Genomic DNA, 19,846 nt, shown 5'->3' with positions numbered 1-19,846 from the left:
TAATAGCTAGTTTAGATATAAATCTACCAATCCTTCCGGGGTCGTTACAAAAATAGTTTTATTTTCCCTGTCTATTTTGGTGATGATTTCATCATTGATGGGAATCAATAATTGTTTCCCATCTTTTTCTACCTCAAACAAAGCTTGGGCAGTTGAGTCATTTACACTGCTTATAGTGCCAATATTGCCATATTTGCTATCTTCTAAGGTAAAGCCAATAACCTCATGATAGTAAAATTTATTTCCCGTTAGTTTGGGAAGGAATTTTAAAGGCAAATAAAGCTTGGCCTTTAGAATTCTGTCTGCCTCTTCCTCCGTTGTAACTTCCTCAAAACGTATTCTAAGTAAGCTGGATTTGTGAAGCACACATTTTTCAATAAAAAAAGGAACCAGATTGTTTCCTACTGAAACAAATACTGATTCCATATTTTCGTAAATCTCGGGCTCATCGGCATCTAATTTTACCAGTACCTCACCCTTAAAACTATATTTTGATACGACTTTGCCCAGGTAGAAACAATCTTCCTTTTGCATCGTCTACAAATTTACTCTTCTTCTTTAGAAGGAGCAGCTTCTTCGGCCTCAGCGGCTGCTGGAGCTTCCTCGGCAACTGGTGCGGCTTCCTCAGCGGCAGCTTCAACAACTTCAGGAGCGGTTTCTGCTACTTCTTCAGTTGCAGCCTCAGCTTCTTCTGTAACCTCTTCTTCAGCAGCAACAGCCAAACGTTTTTCGCTTACTTCTTTTTCTGCCTTCAATGCTTTAGCTTTTGCATCAGCTTTTTCTTTGGCCAATCCATCAGTTTTAGAACTAACAGATTTTTCTTTTTCTTCCAACCAAGCCGTAAATTTTTCTTCTACCTGCTCTTCTGTTAAAGCGCCTTTGGCAACACCACCCAATAAGTGATGTTTTAAAAGCACTCCCTTGTAAGATAAGATTCTTTTGGCAGTCTCAGAAGGTTGCGCACCATTCTGTAACCACTTTACGGAACCGTCCACATTTACTTCAATTGTTGCTGGGTTGGTATTTGGGTTATAAATTCCCAATTTTTCCAAAAATTTACCATCTCTTTTAGAGCGCGAGTCCGCTGCTACTATCCAATAAAATGGTTTTCCTTTTTTACCGTGTCTTTGTAATCTAATTCTAACTGGCATATCACATTAATTTGTAGGGTGCCCGACCCTTGATTATTAATTCTTTTTTGCTCAAAAATATTTAAGCGGGTGCAAATATATATTATTTATTTGTATGAAAAGCATATAGCAAGGGTAAATAGGTGCTTTTTAAGGGTTTTTGTTTAACACTTGTTAAGAATATCTGTTAAACTGATGTCAAAGCAATTAGTTTCCTTGGATTTTTGTCTTTTTCTAAATAGTTTGAATGGAGAGGTTATTGAAGGTCAATAACATGTTATATAATTTAAATGATAAGAGATAGTATGAAGTATTCAGAAAAAATTTCAAACAAATTAAATGATTTATTGGAAAAAACCTATGACGCCGAGAACGGCTACAGATTGGCAAAGGAAAAAGTTGAAAATGCATCTGTAAAAAAGTTCTTAAGTGATAGAGAAAATGAGCGCAGAACCTTTTCAGGCGAACTAAAAACCGAAATTTCCAAATATGGCGAACTTCCTAAAACCGAAGGTAGCCTTACAGGAAATATTCATAGAACTTGGATGAATGTAAAAGCTGCAGTGGCATCCAATAAGGAAGAAAAAATATTGGAAGAAGTTGAGCGTGGTGAAAAAGCGAGCCTGGAGGAATATAATGAAATATTAAGGGACAGGGATTTTGAATTCCCACCCTCTACGGAAAACCTTCTAATGAAACAACGAAATGCAATATATGCCTCTATTAATACCGCCAAGGGATATGAGGAAATTATGTCCTAAGTATTTGGAATAATCTTTTTTGAAACCTTGGCTAATATGCCAAGGTTTTTTCGTTAATAACTCCTCATAACTCTACTTTTCTAATAGTAGGTATTTCAATAAATTTATACTCCTTTTTATGAATAGGAAATAACCCATTTTATGTACCTAATTTTTGATACCGAAACCACTGGTTTGCCCAAGCGTTGGGATGCCCCCATCACCGATACGGACAATTGGCCCCGTTGTATACAAATTGCATGGCAATTGCATGATGCCATGGGTAATTTGGTGGATCATCAAGATTATTTGGTTCAGCCAGAAGGATTTAATATTCCCTATGATGCAGAGAAAATTCATGGCATTTCAACTGAATTGGCCCAGAAAGAAGGTGTTCCCATTGCTGAGGTTTTGGCTAAGTTCAATGAAGCCCTTTCCAAAACAAAATTTGTTGTAGGTCAAAATGTAGGTTTTGATCTCAACATTATGGGAGCGGAATTCCATCGATTCCAAGTAGAGAATTCGTTGCAAGAACTGCCTGTGCTGGATACCTGTACCGAGCATACGGCCCAATTATGCCAGATTCCTGGAGGACGGGGAGGTAAATTTAAACTGCCCACTTTAACAGAGTTGCATCAGTTTTTATTCGGAGAGCCTTTTGGAGAAGCGCATAATGCAACCGCAGATGTAGAGGCAACTACACGATGTTTTTTAGAGCTTGTTCGTAAAAAGCAGTACACCATTGAGCAGTTGGGTGTTCAGCCAGATTATTTTGAGAATTTCTCGGAGGCCAATCCAAAAGAGATTCAACTTATAGGTTTAAAACATATCAACCTAAAAAAGGCATCGAAAAAAATTGCTGACTCTCTTTGGGATAAGGATACTGGCGGAGTTTCTAAAGAAGAAATAAAGGAAAATTTAGCGACTTTAGAGGAAGTGCCTTTTGCACATTTGCATAACCATTCCCAGTTTTCTGTACTACAGTCTACTATTTCCATAAAGGATTTGGTCAAAGCCGCTGCGGCAGACCAAATGCCAGCTGTTGCCTTAACAGACCATGCCAATATGATGGGCGCTTTTCATTTTGTAAAAGAAGTTAGTGCGCATAATAAAGGGGTTAAGGACAAAAATGCAGAGGCTCTTGCTAAGGGAGAAGAAGCTACTGCGAAGGAAATAAAACCTCTTATTGGTTGTGAGTTTTTTGTGTGCGAGGACCATACCAATAAGAATGTAAAGGATTATGGATACCAAATAGTGCTTTTGGCTAAAAACAAAAACGGGTATCACAATTTGGCCAAAATGTCTTCCATTGCTTATACGGATGGCTTTTATTATGTTCCTAGAATTGATAAAAAAGTAATAGAGCAATACAAGGAAGATGTTATAGTCCTTACGGGGAACTTATATGGAGAAGTTCCCGGAAAAGTGCTTAACGTAGGGGAAAAACAAGCGGAAGAAGCACTTTTGTGGTGGAAAGAGCAATTTGGTGACGATCTCTATATGGAAATCATGCGTCACGGCCAGGAAGATGAAGACCGTGTAAATAAGGTGCTTTTAGATCTTGCGTCCAAGCACAAAGTAAAGTTGTTAGCGACCAATAACACCTATTATTGTGCCCAAGAAGATGCAGATGCACACGACATATTATTATGTGTAAAAGATGGTGAGAAACAGGCCACACCCATTGGTCGTGGTCGTGGATACAGATACGGTTTACCCAACCAAGAGTATTATTTTAAGTCCCAAGAGGACATGAAAGAACTCTTTAAAGATATTCCAGAAGCTATTGTAAGCATCTCGGAAATATTAGATAAGGTAGAACCTTTTGAGTTGGCCCGGGATGTACTTTTACCTGTTTTTGATATTCCAGAAGAGTATAAAGTTCCTGAGGATAAAGTGGATGGTGGTAACCGGGGTGAAAATGCATATTTACGGTATATCACCTATGAAGGTGCTAAAAAAAGATATGGAGAAATTACGCCTGAAATAAAAGAGCGAATTGATTTTGAGCTAGATACCATTAGGAATTCTGGTTATCCAGGTTACTTCTTAATTACAGAGGATTTTATTCGTGAGGCGCGGAACATGGATGTTTCCGTAGGCCCAGGAAGGGGTTCTGCCGCTGGATCGGTGGTGGCATACTGCCTTACTATTACGAATATAGATCCCTTAAAATACGATCTACTTTTTGAGAGATTCCTAAATCCAGACAGGGTGTCCATGCCCGATATCGATATTGATTTTGATGATGAGGGCCGGGGCAGGGTCATGGAGTATGTTATTAACAAATATGGCGCCAACCAAGTAGCACAGATTATAACCTATGGTACCATGGCGGCCAAATCTTCCATTAGAGATACTGCACGTGTACTGGATTTACCTTTGGGTGACGCCGACCGTATTGCAAAATTAATTCCCACCATGTCCAAATTGGGTAAAATATTTGGACAGTCCGATGCGGATTTGAAGAAGAAATTTAGAGCAGATGATTTAGAAAAAATTCATCAACTATTAAATATTCATGATGGGGACGATTTAGAGGGGCAAACCCTTAAAATGGCAAGAACCCTAGAAGGCTCGGTAAGAAACACGGGAATACATGCTTGTGGAGTAATTATCACCCCAGATGATATCACCAATTTTGTGCCCGTGGCTACGGCTAAGGATTCAGATTTATATGTAACCCAATTTGATAACTCCGTTGTAGAAAGTGCTGGGTTGTTAAAGATGGATTTCTTGGGATTAAAAACCTTAACCCTTATTAAGGACACAGTAAAGATTGTAAAGGCAAAGCATGGCGTAGACTTAGTACCGGATGATTTTCCATTGGATGATGAGAAAACATACGAGCTGTTCCAAAGAGGGGAAACGGTTGGTGTCTTCCAATATGAATCCATTGGGATGCAAAAACATTTAAAGGACTTAAAGCCTTCTGTTTTTGATGATCTTATTGCCATGAATGCACTGTATCGCCCAGGCCCCATGGAATATATTCCCAGTTTTATTGCCCGTAAACACGGTAGGGAAGAAATTACCTATGACCTTCCAGACATGGAAGAATATCTAAAGGAAACTTATGGAATTACGGTGTACCAAGAGCAAGTAATGCTTCTTTCCCAGAAATTAGCGGGCTTTTCCAAGGGTGATGCCGATGTTTTGCGTAAAGCAATGGGTAAAAAGATTTTTGCACTACTACAAAAACTAAAGCCCCAGTTTTTAGATGGAGGAGAAAAGAATGGGCACCCAAGAGAGGTATTGGAAAAAATATGGAAAGATTGGGAAGCTTTCGCGGCCTATGCATTTAATAAAAGTCATTCCACGTGTTACGCATATATTGCGTATCAGACAGCATATTTAAAAGCACACTACCCAGCTGAATATATGGCTGCGGTATTAAGTAATAATATGAATGATATTAAGCAGGTAACTTTCTTCATGGAAGAATGTAAGCGTATGGGCTTGGACGTTTTGGGTCCCTGTGTAAATGAATCCTATTATAAATTTGCCGTAAACAAGGATAATGCAGTGCGTTTTGGCATGGGTGCTATTAAAGGAGTGGGTAAAAGTGCTGTGGAGACTATTGTGGACAATAGAAAGGAAGACGGTCCCTATAAATCGGTTTTTGATTTGGCAAAGCGTGTAGATTTAAGGGCGGCAAACAAAAAAGCTTTTGAAAACCTGGCGTTGGCCGGCGGGTTTGATTCTTTAGGAACCTCACATAGGGCGCAATATCTCCATACAGAAGGTGATGGTATAATCTTTTTAGAAAAAATCATAAAGTCTGCTGCTAAATTTCAGGAGAATGAAAACTCTTCACAAATGGATATGTTTGGGGGCATAAGTGAAGCGCAAATACCGGAACCTGTTGTTCCCCCTTGTGAGGAATGGGGAACTATGGAAAAGTTGAGAAGGGAAAAAGAAGTGGTAGGTATATACCTTTCTGGTCACCCTTTGGACGATTTTAAAAAGGAAATCAAAGCTTTTTGTAATGCCAATGTCTCCTATTTTTCCAATTTGGAAGAATATGTAAATAGGGAGCTTGTTTTTGCCGGGGTCATTACAGATGTACAACATCGGATTTCTAAAAATGGAAAGGGCTGGGCCCTGTTCACCTTGGAGGATTATACAGATTCCTTTGAATTTAGGATTTTTGGAGAGGAATATTTAAAATTCCGACACTTTTTAATGATCAATTCTTTTGCATTTATAAAGGTTTTTGTTCGGGAAGGTTGGACAAATAGGGAAACGGGTAAAAAGGGTGATCCACGTTTACAGTATAATGATTTTAAACAGTTACAGGATGTAATGGAAGCCTATGCAAAGAAGCTTACCATAAAATTGAATGTTGCCAACCTTAATGAAGATAATGTATATCAGCTTAAAGACACCCTTGTTTCCCATAAAGGAAACCATCCTTTAAATTTTGTGGTTTATGAGATGGAGGAGGAAATAAAGGTGAACCTTTCGGCAAGAAAACAAAAAGTTCATATCACCAGTGAATTACTATCTGTTCTTGAAGAAAGTGATGTGCATTATAAGTTAAATTAATGATAAACAAGAACATAAAGTTTATCAATAATGCAATAGGGAAAAGGTATCTTGCGTTGGTAAGGTAAAGGAAGAATAATTGACTAAATTTGCGTAATACTTAAAATTAGAAACATGGCATTAGAAATAACAGATGCTACTTTTGACGAAGTAGTCTTAAAAAGTGACAAACCAGTAGTTGTGGATTTTTGGGCGGCATGGTGTGGACCGTGTAGAATGGTAGGTCCAATTATAGACGAGGTAAGTACTGAGTATGATGGGAAAGCCGTAGTTGGTAAAGTAGATGTAGATGCTAATCAAGAATTTGCAGCAAAATATGGAGTAAGAAATATTCCAACCGTCCTTGTATTTAAGGGAGGAGAGATTGTAAATAGACAAGTTGGTGTATCACCAAAGAAAGTTTATACAGATGCAATTGATGCAGTATTGTAAATAAAAAGAAAGTTTAGTTTATGAAAGGGTTGGCAATTGCCAACCCTTTTTATTTTATCTTAGTTGTTCAATAAATAGAATGAATCTTCAGTCAGAATTAAATAAGGGAACTCTATTCCAAAACTTGGAATTGCTGGCCAAGCAAGTAGTGGAGGGTTTTATTAGCGGTATTCATAAAAGCCCGTTCCATGGTTTTTCTGCAGAATTTGCTGAACATAAGATTTATAACAGTGGAGAAAGTACCAAGCATATAGACTGGAAACTATTTGCTAAGACAGATAAACTATATACCAAACGATACGAAGAAGAGACCAACCTACGATGTCATATGATCTTGGACAATTCCGCTTCTATGTATTACCCTAAAGTGGAAAATCTAAGTATAAATAATTTAAACAAAATAGGTTTTGGGGTTTTGGCCATAGCTGCGTTGATGAATATTCTAAAGAGGCAGCGAGATGCTGTGGGTCTAAGTGTTTATTCGGACAACTATAATTTTTATTCCTCAGAAAAAAGTAGCGAGCGCCATCATCAAATGCTTTTGGCAAAATTAAGCGAGGTAAGTTTGGACCCAAATCCGGCCAAAAAGACGGAGACCTATACCTATTTGCACCAAATAGCGGAGAAAATCCATCGTCGTAGTCTTATATTTCTGTTCACGGATATGTTCCAGACAGAAACAGATGATGTTAAATTGTTTGATGCCCTGCGCCATTTAAAATACAACAAACACGAAGTGGTCTTGTTTCACCTTCTTGACAAAAGCAAGGAATATCATTTTGATTTTGAAAACACCCCCAAGCGTTTTGTGGATATGGAAACAGGCAATCATATAGACTTATATTCGGATACTGTGAAAGCTTCTTATGAAGAAAGTGTTGAAGCTTATTTTGCCGAACTTAGGTTAAAATGTGCCCAATATAAAATAAAGTATGTGGATGTGGACATCAACACTAACTTTTCCAAAGTTTTGAATACATATATGATAGAAAGGCAAAAATTCCTTTAAGCTAATTATTTTGAAAAATTTGTTTGTGCAATTAAATAAGCAGTGTATATTTGCACACGCTTTGAGAAAAGTATTTTGAACAAGATTTGAATCTGGCTGTTGCCAGAGTCTTTTTTTAGATAAAATCATTGGTCTGGTAGTTCAGTTGGTTAGAATACCTGCCTGTCACGCAGGGGGTCGCGGGTTCGAGTCCCGTCCAGACCGCAAAAAGCCTTCAACATTTGTTGAAGGCTTTTTTGTTTATCATCTTACCTTACTAATAGCTTACAAATTGATTTCATATCGTGTACTCCGTCCTCCCCCAGTAGGTTTGAAAATACCCTTCTGAACCAAGTCTTGTAAATCTCTTGTGGCTGTTGCCTTTGATGTACTAGCAATGGAAACATATTTTCGAGCGTTCATTCCGCCTTTAAAACCATGATGACCTTCTTCCAACATTCTGCGGATTACTTTTTGTTGTCGCTCATTAAGAGCATCTTTATAGCTGTCGAAGAACTTTGTTTTCTTTAAGGTAAATTCGATTTCTTGCTCAGCATCTATTTGGGCATCAAGAACGGTCTGAACAAAATAGTTTATCCAATCGGTAATTTCGTTTGAGCGTTGAGCAGATTTTAGAGCATCATAATAATTGTTCTTATTGCTCTCTATGGATTTGGAAAGACTGAACAAAACTGGACGACCAATACTTTGAGAAAGTGCTTTTTCCGCTATAGCTCGGCCAATTCTACCATTGCCATCTTCAAAGGGGTGAATGGTTTCAAAATAGAGATGGGCAATAGCTGACCTTATGATAGGTTTCTTGATACTATTTTTAGATTCATTGTACCATGCTATGAATTCTTTTATTTCAGAAGATACTGTATTTGAAGGAGGAGCTTCAAAATGGACTATCTCTCTACCTATTGCCCCAGAAACTATCTGCATGGGTTCTTCATGGGTTCGCCATTGACCTATTTGAATTTGCGTATTGCCTTTCATCAACATCGAATGCCAGTCAAACAACATTTTACTTGTCAATGGTTTTAAAAAATTATTGCGGACAGAAACCATCAATTCGGCAACACCTTCTGCTCGTTTGTCTTTGGTTGGGGGTAAATCTGAATTAAGCCCTATGTTTCTTCTAATAGAGGACATCACGTCATTACGGCTCAAATACTCTCCCTCGATTTCTGAGGTCTTTATCGCCTCAGAAACCATCAGATTAATCATGGCATCGGTTTGCTCTGTTTTCGAGAGCCCCTCTAAAACACCACTGATACGCCCAGTTCGTTGGGCAAAATCAAAAAGCATATCTTCAATATCTGTAGTTTGATATTGAAAATTAGGCCAGTCTTTTTGTTGCCAATTGTAACGCATGAGCCGATTATAAGTATTATTCGGCTCAAAAATAGTAAAAATACGAGTTGAATATAAATTTTATTTAACTCAATCGAGGGCCACAACTTACCACAGGGGCTAAAACGAAGGATTGATAAGGGTGATATAAACAATAGAATCAGGTTATTTAATTAAATTCACGCTCTTAATAAAACGACTACATGGGAGATAGCGAAATTCCAAATAAACAAGAAAAGAAAATCCAGTTTTGGCAGGATCTTTGGCATGATAGTATAAAGAATTTTCTAAAGAGGTCATTTGGTTTAGAACTTCTGACACCTCATGTTCTGATAGACAACATAATTCTGGAAATCGAAGACGATTCACTTCAAAATCAAAAGAATAAACAGTTCTTTTATAGGACAATCAATCAATTTTTGGATAAAGATGAAATAATCAGGAGTCATTTCAAAAATGATTTTATCCTTCTTAGGCGAATCTTCAATAGTGAAAGAAACGGTTATATCCTTTCAATTTGCCAAAGTATTCAGTCAAAGTTTAGAAATGGTAAGTACTTTGATGGTTCGCTAGAAAAAATCTCCAGCCTATTGTTATCAAGTTCACCTATAGATGGCACATTTTTGCATGATTTAAATTACTACTCCCAATCAATCATTGTCGAGCTGCTATTGAAATCTTATACGCTTGGGGAAATCAAGAAATTTCCTGGATATATTCTTAGCCAAGTAGAAAGTTTAGATGATGGGAGATTCTATACTCACTTTCCACATAAAACAGATATTAATGAATATAAAGATTCAAAAGGCCAGATACTTTGGAAATCTTTCGGAAAAAATTTAACACTTGAATTAGAATCACTTGACTTGGCAAAACGAATAAAAGCACTTGAAAATTATTATTATGAAAAGAAGGGTGAGGCTTACTATATTTTCGTTATTGAAGGTCTAAGAGGTAATCAAGTTATAAAAATTGGGGATGTAATATTTTACTCCCCCAATAAAAAAAGATTCATAACTGAGGGTGAAGACTATGTCAAAGAATATGAAGTTCTTCAGCCCCATGAGACTAAGGAAAAATATATGCAGGCTGCTGCCAAAGTAAAATTTCTCACTTATGAATCCTCTCTTTCCGAAGCAGTTAATAAAATAGAAAACTGTATAGACTTAGTATATAGTTTTTTTGGAATAAAAACCAAAATTAAGGTTCTTCAAGAAGAATATATTGTAGTTAAAAACTCAAAATATTATGGATCATCTTTTCACACTTCGCGGGAGGACAAAGTGATGAAATTTCACGATTCCCTAGACATCGATTTTAATACAAATATTTTTTCGGGACTTAAAAAGTATAGTAAGATCTTAGATATGGATACGAAAGCCACTAAGAAAATCAGAAATACTTTGCATTGGATAAGAAAAGGAGATAGTGCAAAAAATGATGATGATAAACTAGTATTTTACTGGATTGCTTTAGAAAATTTATTCACTAATAAACCAGAAATAAAGAAGGATATACTTGGAGATAGAAATGCAAGTAAGTTCGATCTCATTAAAGCAATACTTGGAGCTAATCAACTGACAAAATATGTGTACGAATATGGTTGGGATCTTTTCCATTACTACAGAAATGTCGAGGATCAATTCTTTGGGCAAAGTAAGTTTCCTGAAACATTACTAAAAAAGGCAAATCTTAAAACAACGGATAAAAAAATGTACTTGAAAAAATTTATTAAGTACCTTCCCGAACTCAGAAAACATGAACAAAATCCTTATTTAATTGGTAAAATAGATTCTCTTATTAGTTTCTATAAAGGTTCAAAAAACACTTTAAAAACTTTAGAAAAAAAGAAGATATCCTTAGAAGACGATATCACGATGATTTACAGGTTTAGAAATTTAATTGTTCATAGTGCAACTTTTGACAAAACCTTACTTCCTTATTATGCCTGGAAAATTCGAATCTACTCAAAAAACCTGATAAGACAGATAATTTGGAACTTTGGAGAAGATCAAGAAATTGACCAACTTCTAACGAAAATATTTCTTAAAAAAGATAAGTATTTTGAGAGGTTAAAAAATGAAATGATTGTTTTCCCAGAAGATTTAAAGTAATTCGAGGCGAATCTGAAAATCAGCTTTACCAGTTTGGTTGTTTGAAAGCAAACCTTATAAAAGTTAAACTTATGTCAAAAGGTGAGCATCACGGTGCGCCCAAAAACCGACCCCTTGACAGGCCTTTGATACAGAGGGTTTTCAAGAAAAGTTCGAGTCCCGTCCAGACCGCAAAAAGCCTTCAACATTTGTTGAAGGCTTTTTTGTTTTTAGTACTTTTTATAAAGAAAAGTAAGACAAGTCAATTTTCATCTAGTAGCCCCCATTCTAAAGTTGGCTTTACCCTTCTTGTTTAGTCAAGAGCCAAAACCTCTATGATTTTTTCAAAAATTGCAGTATTCTCATATACCCCATTAAAATAATGTGCACCTGGGCCATAAGAAAAAAGAGGCACCATAATCCCCGTATGGTCCACGGTTAAGAAATCTCCCTGTACCATTCCTTTATCTTCCTCTCCTCCAACAATTCCAAAGCCAGAAGTTTCATGATCTGCGGCAATAACTACCAGGGTATGTTGGTTTTTATCTGCAAATTGCAATGCCTCCGCAATGACTTTATCAAAATCCAGCATTTCCTCAACAATTCCACGTGTACTATTGGAGTGCCCTCCATTGTCTATCTGTGCACCTTCTACCATGAGGAAAAAAGGCTCTTTTTTCGAGTTTAATACTTCTAAAGCCAATTTTACACTTTCCGGGAAAACATTTTTTCTACCCTCTTTTATTGAGGGAACCTTGTTGTCCCCCAAATAAATGGCGGTGGGTTCCTTAAATGTGGTAAACGTTTCCATTTTTTGGGTCACAAAAACATCATTAATAGTTTCCTCTTCACTTTTACCGCCTGTCATAAAAAAATTGAGTTTACTTTGCTTTAAATCTGTAAGGATTCCCTGTGTATCATCTCGTTCAACCCTATGGGCGTAAAAGGATGCGGGTGTTGCACCATAAATGGCATCTGTGCTTACGATTGCGGTAGTATACCCATGGTTACTTGTGATATCAATGATGTTGGGCAAGACTTTGCCTTTAGAATCTACCCCAATGGCCCGGTTGTTACTTTTGGAGCCTGTGGCCATGGCCGTTGCTCCGCCTGCTGAATCCGTAACCAAGTCATCATTGGAGGCTGTTTTTACCAATCCTATATCTTTAATACTTGTGAGGGTTAGGTTTCCCTGATTGGCAATTATAGCTGCGGAGATTTGGGCAAGACCATTGCCATCACCAATCATTAGGATAATATTCTTGGGAGGGGAATAGGTGTCATACTTATACTCTGGTTGGTAAACCTTAATGGGAGTTTCTTTTTGGTATGTATTTACCTCTAATTTGTCAAGATATTGTTTTGCCAATGCAGGTTGGTCCGTATTAATATAATCTACCCCCATTTTTGCTAAACGGGCCCATGCTGTTTTGGTGTCTGGAGTCGCCCAAAAGCGGAATGGTTTTCCAGAACTTTTTGCTTTAGCAATGGCTGCTTGTACTTTTTTAGCATCTGCGGCAGTTGGTCTGCCATATCCGTTCCAAACAGTATAGTTCTTAAAACTTAGGCTAACTAGAGCCACTTTATCCAGTGGAATAGAATCTATATCATTCAGATTTTGGTGGTCGAACCAAATAAAATCTGGGTAATTTTTATAATCGGAGGGTTTAGGTCTGTTTCCTGAAATTACAAAATGAAGCGTATTTTCTTTTATGAGTGACGGATAGTTTTCCAAAACTTCAACTAGCTTCTGTAGAGTGGTGTAAGCTTCAGATTTTAAGTCGATAAGAACCTGAAGTTCTCTAAGGTCCCCCGATGAACTTAGACTTTTAAGTCTTTCTAGATATAATTTCTCAAAAGTATGATGAGGTACTATTTCATCTTTACTGTGGGTAACGTAGAGCGTGTCGTTTTTTAAGAACAAATCGGCTTCAATTGATGCTGCCCCATTGCTGTAAGCATACCAAAAGGGAAGTTGTTGGTTGTAGTCATTGTGGGAATGAACTTTATACGCTTCCTGTGCTTTTACTTCTGTATTAGAACAAAAAAGAAATAGGACTAAGGCAAGAAGAAAATTACTTGTTCTTTTCATCTTTAATGGGTTTAATGTTCAATGACTGAATTATTTTATGGTAAATCTCATTATTCTCATAAATTCCTTGAAAATTTTCTGCTCCTTTTCCTTTGGCAAAAACTGGAATAAGCTCACCACTGTGTTGGTTTGAATTAAAGTATACGGTTACTTTTTCTGGAACTTCCTTTTTTTTACCTGTACTGGAATCAACATCATAGTTTTTGCCAATACTAACGCCTCCCGTTTCATGGTCGGCTGTCACTACCAATAAGGTATTGGGGTGTTCTTCAACAAAATCCAGTACTGTACCTATGGTTTTGTCAAAATCCAGTACTTCTGTTATCATCATTTCAGCATTTTCTGCATGTCCTCCCCAATCTATATAAGAACCCTCCACCATCATAAAGAAGGGTTGTTTTCTTTGCTCAAAATAATGTAATGCCAACGTTGTTGCATCATTCAAAAAATCATCACGCCCTTCAATTATAGAGGGCAGCTCTTGGTCATTTCCCAAGAAATATGCATTGGGTTTGTCCAAAGAAGGGTTGGAGAGTTGTAGAGTGTCCATGTGATACCCTTGTTGAATCATGTCTAAAAAAAGCTGTTTGCCATCTGAGCGGTCCCTAAAAAATTTTCGGCCTCCTCCAGCTATAAAATCTACGTTGGCCGAAACCAGTTGTGCGGCAATTTCCTCGTGCATATCCCGATCTTTAACATGGGCATAGAAACTTGCTGGGGTTGCATGTGTAATAGAGGTTAGGCTAATAAGCCCGGTTTGGTACCCTTGTTTTTGAAGATACTCTAAAATTGTTTCCTGTGGGATAGTGTCCACAGAGACCCCAATAGCCCGTTTATATGTTTTTTGGCCTGTAGAAATTGCAGTGGCTCCTGCAGCGGAATCTGTGATTTTATGGCTTTTGTCCGATGTTTTATGAAGTCCAATATGTTTGAAGCGTGAAAAATTAGGTTGTTCTTTTCCAAAAAAATAGGCCGTTGAGACCTGAGGAATGCCCATGCCGTCACCAATCATTATAATGATATTGGGAGGGGCACTAACAGCTTTTGGAGTAGAAGGGAAATTTTGTATTTTTTGGGTAGTACACCCTAATGCACATAGTAAAAGGCTTGTTAAAAAACCAGTTTTAAAAATATCTCTCATTTGCTATTGTTAAAGAAGCTAAGATTATGGATTTATGAATTAATAACAGTGTTTTAGAACCTTGCTCTAAATTAGTAAGGATTAAGCAAAGGGGAGTTATTACAACTCCCCAATTACTTAAACTGCTCTAACTAATTATAAAACTAACAAACACAATTATTCATCTTTTGATTACTATATCTAAACTAAAATATAGTTTTAGTACCCTTGGTTCTGCTCTAAGAATCCATCTATTCCAGAAGCAGCATCAACCGCACTTTGAGGAATGGGAAACAGTCTGTGATTTACGTCAGTATCGGTTTTGTCTGTCCAAGCATCTTCATACTTCCCAAAACGTATTTGATCTCCTCTTCTAAACCCTTCCCAGTACAACTCAAAACCACGCTCGCGGAACATGCTCTCTAGGTCAAGAGAAGCCAAAGCTTCTGGAGTTTGATCTGGACGAGCCGTTCTTGAGGCTCTAACAAGATTTACATCCGCTAACGCACCAGCGGCATCGCCATTTCTTAATTTTGCCTCTGCTCTCATTAAATAAATTTCTGCCAAACGCATTAACACCAAGTCCACACTACTAAAGTTATTGCCATTTGGTGAGGTACGGCTAAATTGGTATTTGGAAGATCGGAAGCCTGTATTGTGCAAAGAACCTTCATTGGTGAAGTTTACATTTTCAGTATGGTTTACATATCCCACATCCCTATCTGGTCCGTTTCCTTTTCTTTGTACCACGGGATAAATTCTAACACCGCCATCACAGGTCAAAAAAGCACCATCATCACCTTTTCTAGGTCCCCATTGAATGCCCCTTAGAATACCTCGGTCCATTTCAAATTCTGTGGGTTCAATACAATAATAACTGTCCTCGGTTTCCGTAGCAACCTCTTGTACTCTACCTTCAAAATCCAGTAATTGCGCATCTGGAATAACGGTGTTCTTTTGATAGAACCTGGCATCTGCCTCGGCAGGGTCTACAGTGCCATAGGCATCCACCCAAGTTTGGTAAAAATCTGATGTTACCGCAGGTCCATCAGTACCATCGGCACTTGTATATTCTGGTCTTGGAAACATGGAACCAGCAATGGACCAGTATGCCCAGCGACTATGTTCCCGTCTAAGCACTCCACGTTGGTCCAATGCAAATATTAATTCTGGGTTGATGCTATTCTCATCACTAAATAAATCAAAATACTCTGGAGATAAGGAGAAGGCACCCGAATTGATAATATTGTCCGTGTAGGTGATCACACTGTTCATATCTTCATTGGTAAAACTTGGTGAGCCATATGGGTCACGGTATACTGCAGCGTTTAGGTGCAGTCTTGCCAAAAAGCCCCAAACCGTTGCTTGGCTAATTCTACCAGGTCCTTTGTCTGTGTTTATAACGTCCACCACTGAAAGCAGTTCACTTTCAATATAATCAATAGCATCTTGAGCTTTTAATACCTCTGAAAGTTCATCTGAGGATTCTTTTTTAAGAACCACCCCCCAACTATCCAACATCAACATGTTAAGATAGGCTCTTAAGGCTTTCATTTCATACAAAGCACCAACTGCTTCGGTGTTTCCTTCATCGGCCAAGGGCGTTAATACTTCTATAGCGGCCAAGGTTCTAGAAATATTGGTGGTGAGCTCATTCCACGCATCTCCCACTAAGTCATTGGATGGGGTAATGGTATGTGCATGTGCTGCCAAAAATTTACCACCATCAAACCAATCTGTTCCGCCGCGATAGGGTAGAATGGCCTCATCGGAAGGAATTAACTGTAAGCCATAATAATTGGTATGTCTCCAAGTCCAGGAAACATATCCATATGCAGGGGCCAAAGCTCCACTTATTGTTTCTGCTTGTCCACCAAATTCCGATTCATCCAGTCTTTCTTCTTCTAAATCGGTACAGTTCCAAGCTAACAGTGAGCATAATGTTATTGTAATACTTAATATCTTATTTTTCATTTTTGAAACAATTTTTTGATTAAAATGATACGTTTAGACCAAATAGAAATGTTCTGGGGGATGGATAGGTGAAGCGGTCTATACCAAAAGTTTGAATACCGTCTATTGCACCACCTGTATTTACTTCTGGGTCAAAACCTGAATAATCTGATATCACAAACAAGTTTTGTCCTGTAAGGGTAAAACGAATGTTTTCCACCCAGTCTCCAAACCCGACCTTTTCTGGGCTTAAACTATATCCTAAAGTTGCATTGTTTAATCTTAAGAAACTTCCATCCTCCAAATAGCGCGTAGAAACTTCATTGGAATTGCTGGTATCTTCATTGGCATAGGCAATGGCGAAATCGGTAGTGTTCAAATTTCTGCTTAATTGACCTACAGAGAACAAGGACATTGCCGTATGGTTGTAGATTTTGTTACCAGAAACGCCATTGAAATTAAGGCCTAAATCAAAATTTTTGTAATTAAAATTTAGGTAGAAAGCATAAAGAATATCAGGTAAAGCACTTCCTACAGCAAGTCGATCGTTATCCAATGATTCTCCATCGGCGACAACATCTCTAAATTGATTTAATCCGTCATCACCAATACCAATAAATTCCTTCATAAAGTAGGTTCCTATTGGTTGATTATTGATGTACCCATTAATGGTAGCCCCTGTTTGTCCGGCACCTGTTGCTGCACCTGTTGTTAACACTTCGAATTGGGAATTGACCACCTTATTGTCTGTGTAAGACAGGTTACCTCCAATATTGAAAGTTAAATCTTCATTGATGTTACCGTTGTAATCCAGAGAAATTTCCACACCCGAGTTTTTAATCTCTAAGTCAGGAATATTTGTCCAAACTTTTTCTGTTGGTTGTATAGGGTCTATTCTGTTCGAGAATAAGACAACATCACTGGCAACCTTATTAAAGTAGTCCAGGGTACCGGTAAGACTATTTTTAAACAGTCCAAAATCTAAACCTATGTTGGTTTGTGTGGAAACCTCCCATTTAAGGTCTGGATAGGCAGTACGAACAGGGACAGTGCCAAAGGGATAATCGTCCAAAGTAACCTCATTTCCATTTAAAGGGTAGGTGTCATTTTCAGTTTTTGAATCTACATAACTCGCCAAACTTACTTTACTTGGAATACCATCTTGATTACCTGTTTGTCCCCAACTGGCACGTAATTTAAGGTTGCTAATGAAAGAGTTGTCTTGCATAAAGTCCTCTTTGCTTAGGTTCCAGCCCAAAGCAACTGAAGGAAAATATCCATATTTGTTATTGGTTCCAAATTTGGAAGATCCATCTGCACGCATTGTTGCGGTTAACAAATATTTATCTGCATACCCATAGTTTAATCTTCCAAAGAAAGATTGTTGCTCATTGTTAAAGGCAATAGAATTTACTGTTGTTGGGAGTATTTCCGTGCTAATCTGATCTTGGTACCTTGGTTCTATCCCATTATCTGCAAATCCATCCAATTCAAAGGCTTTTTGCTCGAACTCGGTTTCTTGGTAAGAATGTCCGGCCAATAGTATAACGGCATGGTCTCCTTGATCATAGGTATAGGTCAAGGTGTTCTCAACCAATACATTGCTGTTGGTAGTAAAAGAGGTATTTAGGTATCCATCTTCATACCCTTCTAAGAGTGCATATGGTGTTTGCTGGACATCTCTATTGGTAGAAGAGTAATCCACACCGAGGTTAAGTTTATAGGTTAAACCTTTAATTATTTCTAAGGAAGGGGAAATATTGGCTAAAATTCTATTGTTATTGGCTTCATCCAAATAGATTTGGTTCCGAACAATAGGATTCAACCGTTCGTCCAATAGTGTTGGTTCCCCGTTTGTAAACACTGGAATCGTGGGATTCAACTGCAACATATCTACAACCATGGCCCCAGCATCTGCTCTTTCGTTTATCGTCTTGGATGCGGTTAAATTAAAATCTACTTTAAGGCGTCCTTGAAGTGCTTTTTGTGTCAAATTTATACGACCTGAATATCTCTTTAACGAACTATTGCTAAAAATACCTTCTTGATCATCCACTCCAGTGGACACGTAATAATTGAATTTGTCACTGGTGCCACCACTCATGGAGAAGTTGATGTTTTTAGAAATACCCGTTCGCGTTAATTGGTCTTGCCAATCGGTAGTTGCACCTCCGTCAAATAGTGTACCTCCTGAGGCAGGTACTTGTTGTCTAAATTGGTCAGCACTGAATACATCCATTTCATTTGCCAATGACGACATTGCAGTTGATATGGATAAGTTCATTTCTGTTCTGCCTACTTTTCCTCTTTTGGTTGTAATCACTATTACTCCATTTGCAGCACGAGCTCCATATATGGCGGCAGCCGAAGCATCTTTTAACACGTCAATAGAAGCTATATCTTGAGGGTTAATGAAGTTTAAAGGATTAGAAGATACTCCCGTGGAACTATTATCAATTACAAAGCCATCTACAACAAAAAGAGGAGTTGTTCCGGATCTAAGACTTCCTACACCACGAATAATAATATTTTGTGATGCTCCGGGCTCACCACTTACAGCTGTTACATTAACACCTGCTATTTTACCTTGTAAAAGTTGTCCAGGATTTGTTACCACACCCTTGTTAAAGCTTTCGCTCTTCAATGAGCTGATGGAACCTGTTACATCAGACTTTCTTTGAACTCCGTATCCCACTACAACCACATCTTCCAATTGGGTGGCATCTGGGATAAGTTGGACATCAATGTTCGTATTTCCATTGACCGGTATTTCTAAAGTAGTAAAACCTAAGTACGAAATTTCAAGTATGGCATCATCTGCAACATCAATGGTGAAATTTCCATCAAAATCTGTAGTTGTACCATTTAAAGTGCCTTTTTCTAAAATTGTTGCACCAGCTAAGGGCATACCACTATCATCCGTTACCTTTCCCGTTACTGTTTTATAGAGAATCTCAACAACTCGTATGGGAGTTTTAGGCTTTAAATCTATGGCAATGGTTTTGTTGATTCTTCTAAAAGTAAGGTTGGCATCTTTGGCCATTAACTCTAAAACTGACCTTAATGATACATTGTCGTATGCAATATCATAAGTGTTCCGTAGCCTTTTTATTTTGCGGTCATAGACAAATTTAAAACTTGTCTGGTTCTCAATGTCTTTCAATACATCTATAACTGAGGCGTCTTTTACAGTGATGTCCACTTTAAAATTTTCCAATTTTTGCCCCCTAGCGTCAGCAGCAAGAACTGGATTTAGCATTGCTATGATAATAAGAAAGCAAAATGTATTGAATGTCAACTTGATAAATTGTTTAATAGTTAGCGAATTCATAATTTCACATAATGTTTAATGGTTGTAAATATTTGTAATTGTTGAACTAACGGCAGTCTGTTG

Annotated in this window: 12 protein-coding genes and 1 tRNA gene; 6 read left to right on the top strand and 7 right to left on the bottom strand. The window is 37.8% G+C overall.

Features of this window, described 5'->3' with window-relative positions; translation table 11 throughout:
• Window positions 1–6: 6 nt before the first annotated feature.
• Window positions 7–534, bottom strand: coding sequence for a ribosome maturation factor RimM (gene rimM, locus GGR42_RS07720; RefSeq protein ID WP_167962518.1), 528 nt, complete (start codon window positions 532–534; stop codon window positions 7–9).
• Between the two features lie 11 nt (window positions 535–545).
• Window positions 546–1,151, bottom strand: coding sequence for a 30S ribosomal protein S16 (locus GGR42_RS07715; protein WP_167962516.1), 606 nt, complete (start codon window positions 1,149–1,151; stop codon window positions 546–548).
• 284 nt (window positions 1,152–1,435) lie between these two features.
• Here GGR42_RS07715 and GGR42_RS07710 point away from each other — a divergent pair, with 284 nt between their 5' ends.
• The 5 genes from GGR42_RS07710 to GGR42_RS07690 all read left to right on the top strand — a co-directional run bounded on the left by GGR42_RS07710 (window position 1,436) and on the right by GGR42_RS07690 (window position 8,063).
• Window positions 1,436–1,891: a ferritin-like domain-containing protein gene (locus tag GGR42_RS07710; protein ID WP_167962514.1), complete on the top strand. Its 456-nt coding sequence runs from the start codon at window positions 1,436–1,438 to the stop codon at window positions 1,889–1,891.
• A 141-nt stretch (window positions 1,892–2,032) separates the two neighbouring features.
• Window positions 2,033–6,418: a DNA polymerase III subunit alpha gene (gene dnaE / locus GGR42_RS07705; protein WP_167962512.1), complete on the top strand. Its 4,386-nt coding sequence runs from the start codon at window positions 2,033–2,035 to the stop codon at window positions 6,416–6,418.
• 114 nt (window positions 6,419–6,532) lie between these two features.
• Window positions 6,533–6,850: a thioredoxin gene (gene trxA, locus GGR42_RS07700; protein ID WP_167962510.1), complete on the top strand. Its 318-nt coding sequence runs from the start codon at window positions 6,533–6,535 to the stop codon at window positions 6,848–6,850.
• Between the two features lie 79 nt (window positions 6,851–6,929).
• Window positions 6,930–7,859, top strand: a complete 930-nt coding sequence (locus tag GGR42_RS07695; protein WP_167962508.1) for a DUF58 domain-containing protein — start codon at window positions 6,930–6,932, stop codon at window positions 7,857–7,859.
• Between the two features lie 130 nt (window positions 7,860–7,989).
• Window positions 7,990–8,063 (top strand) — tRNA-Asp (locus tag GGR42_RS07690).
• Between the two features lie 60 nt (window positions 8,064–8,123).
• On the opposite strand, the gene GGR42_RS07685 is transcribed toward GGR42_RS07690, so the two are convergent.
• Window positions 8,124–9,215 (bottom strand): Fic family protein, encoded by a 1,092-nt coding sequence (locus GGR42_RS07685; RefSeq protein ID WP_167962506.1) that lies wholly within the window; start codon window positions 9,213–9,215, stop codon window positions 8,124–8,126.
• Between the two features lie 182 nt (window positions 9,216–9,397).
• Here GGR42_RS07685 and GGR42_RS07680 point away from each other — a divergent pair, with 182 nt between their 5' ends.
• Window positions 9,398–11,308 carry a hypothetical protein gene (locus GGR42_RS07680; RefSeq protein WP_167962504.1) on the top strand — a complete coding sequence of 637 codons (1,911 nt, stop codon included), beginning with the start codon at window positions 9,398–9,400 and terminating at the stop codon, window positions 11,306–11,308.
• A 292-nt stretch (window positions 11,309–11,600) separates the two neighbouring features.
• Here the strand turns inward: GGR42_RS07680 and GGR42_RS07675 are convergent, their stop codons facing one another.
• The 4 genes from GGR42_RS07675 to GGR42_RS07660 all read right to left on the bottom strand — a co-directional run bounded on the left by GGR42_RS07675 (window position 11,601) and on the right by GGR42_RS07660 (window position 19,783).
• Window positions 11,601–13,379 carry an alkaline phosphatase gene (locus GGR42_RS07675; RefSeq protein WP_167962502.1) on the bottom strand — a complete coding sequence of 593 codons (1,779 nt, stop codon included), beginning with the start codon at window positions 13,377–13,379 and terminating at the stop codon, window positions 11,601–11,603.
• Window positions 13,363–14,520 carry an alkaline phosphatase gene (locus tag GGR42_RS07670; RefSeq protein WP_167962500.1) on the bottom strand — a complete coding sequence of 386 codons (1,158 nt, stop codon included), beginning with the start codon at window positions 14,518–14,520 and terminating at the stop codon, window positions 13,363–13,365. Before GGR42_RS07670 ends, GGR42_RS07675 begins: the two co-directional genes overlap by 17 nt.
• A gap of 198 nt (window positions 14,521–14,718) precedes the next feature.
• A complete protein-coding gene (locus tag GGR42_RS07665; RefSeq protein ID WP_167962498.1) occupies window positions 14,719–16,473 on the bottom strand; it encodes a RagB/SusD family nutrient uptake outer membrane protein in 1,755 nt (584 codons plus the stop codon).
• 19 nt (window positions 16,474–16,492) lie between these two features.
• On the bottom strand, window positions 16,493–19,783 hold the full coding sequence (locus GGR42_RS07660; RefSeq protein WP_167962496.1) for a SusC/RagA family TonB-linked outer membrane protein: 3,291 nt from the start codon (window positions 19,781–19,783) through the stop codon (window positions 16,493–16,495).
• Window positions 19,784–19,846: the final 63 nt, after the last annotated feature.

Origin of the sequence: Saonia flava (assembly GCF_011927795.1) — a bacterium.
Taxonomy (GTDB): domain Bacteria; phylum Bacteroidota; class Bacteroidia; order Flavobacteriales; family Flavobacteriaceae; genus Saonia; species Saonia flava.
The sequence above is the reverse complement of the archived record's forward strand: the minus strand, read 5'-3'. Positions and strand labels throughout refer to the sequence as shown.

Bases quoted from the DNA above. Each gene is read 5' to 3' on its own strand.
- rimM (WP_167962518.1), bottom strand. From the start codon at position 534: ATGCAAAAGGAAGATTGTTTCTACCTGGGCAAAGTCGTATCAAAATAT.
- GGR42_RS07680 (WP_167962504.1), top strand. From the start codon at position 9,398: ATGGGAGATAGCGAAATTCCAAATAAACAAGAAAAGAAAATCCAGTTT.
- GGR42_RS07695 (WP_167962508.1), top strand. From the start codon at position 6,930: ATGAATCTTCAGTCAGAATTAAATAAGGGAACTCTATTCCAAAACTTG.
- GGR42_RS07660 (WP_167962496.1), bottom strand. From the start codon at position 19,783: ATGAATTCGCTAACTATTAAACAATTTATCAAGTTGACATTCAATACA.
- GGR42_RS07715 (WP_167962516.1), bottom strand. From the start codon at position 1,151: ATGCCAGTTAGAATTAGATTACAAAGACACGGTAAAAAAGGAAAACCA.
- GGR42_RS07675 (WP_167962502.1), bottom strand. From the start codon at position 13,379: ATGAAAAGAACAAGTAATTTTCTTCTTGCCTTAGTCCTATTTCTTTTT.
- dnaE (WP_167962512.1), top strand. From the start codon at position 2,033: ATGTACCTAATTTTTGATACCGAAACCACTGGTTTGCCCAAGCGTTGG.
- GGR42_RS07670 (WP_167962500.1), bottom strand. From the start codon at position 14,520: ATGAGAGATATTTTTAAAACTGGTTTTTTAACAAGCCTTTTACTATGT.
- GGR42_RS07665 (WP_167962498.1), bottom strand. From the start codon at position 16,473: ATGAAAAATAAGATATTAAGTATTACAATAACATTATGCTCACTGTTA.
- GGR42_RS07710 (WP_167962514.1), top strand. From the start codon at position 1,436: ATGAAGTATTCAGAAAAAATTTCAAACAAATTAAATGATTTATTGGAA.
- GGR42_RS07685 (WP_167962506.1), bottom strand. From the start codon at position 9,215: ATGCGTTACAATTGGCAACAAAAAGACTGGCCTAATTTTCAATATCAA.
- trxA (WP_167962510.1), top strand. From the start codon at position 6,533: ATGGCATTAGAAATAACAGATGCTACTTTTGACGAAGTAGTCTTAAAA.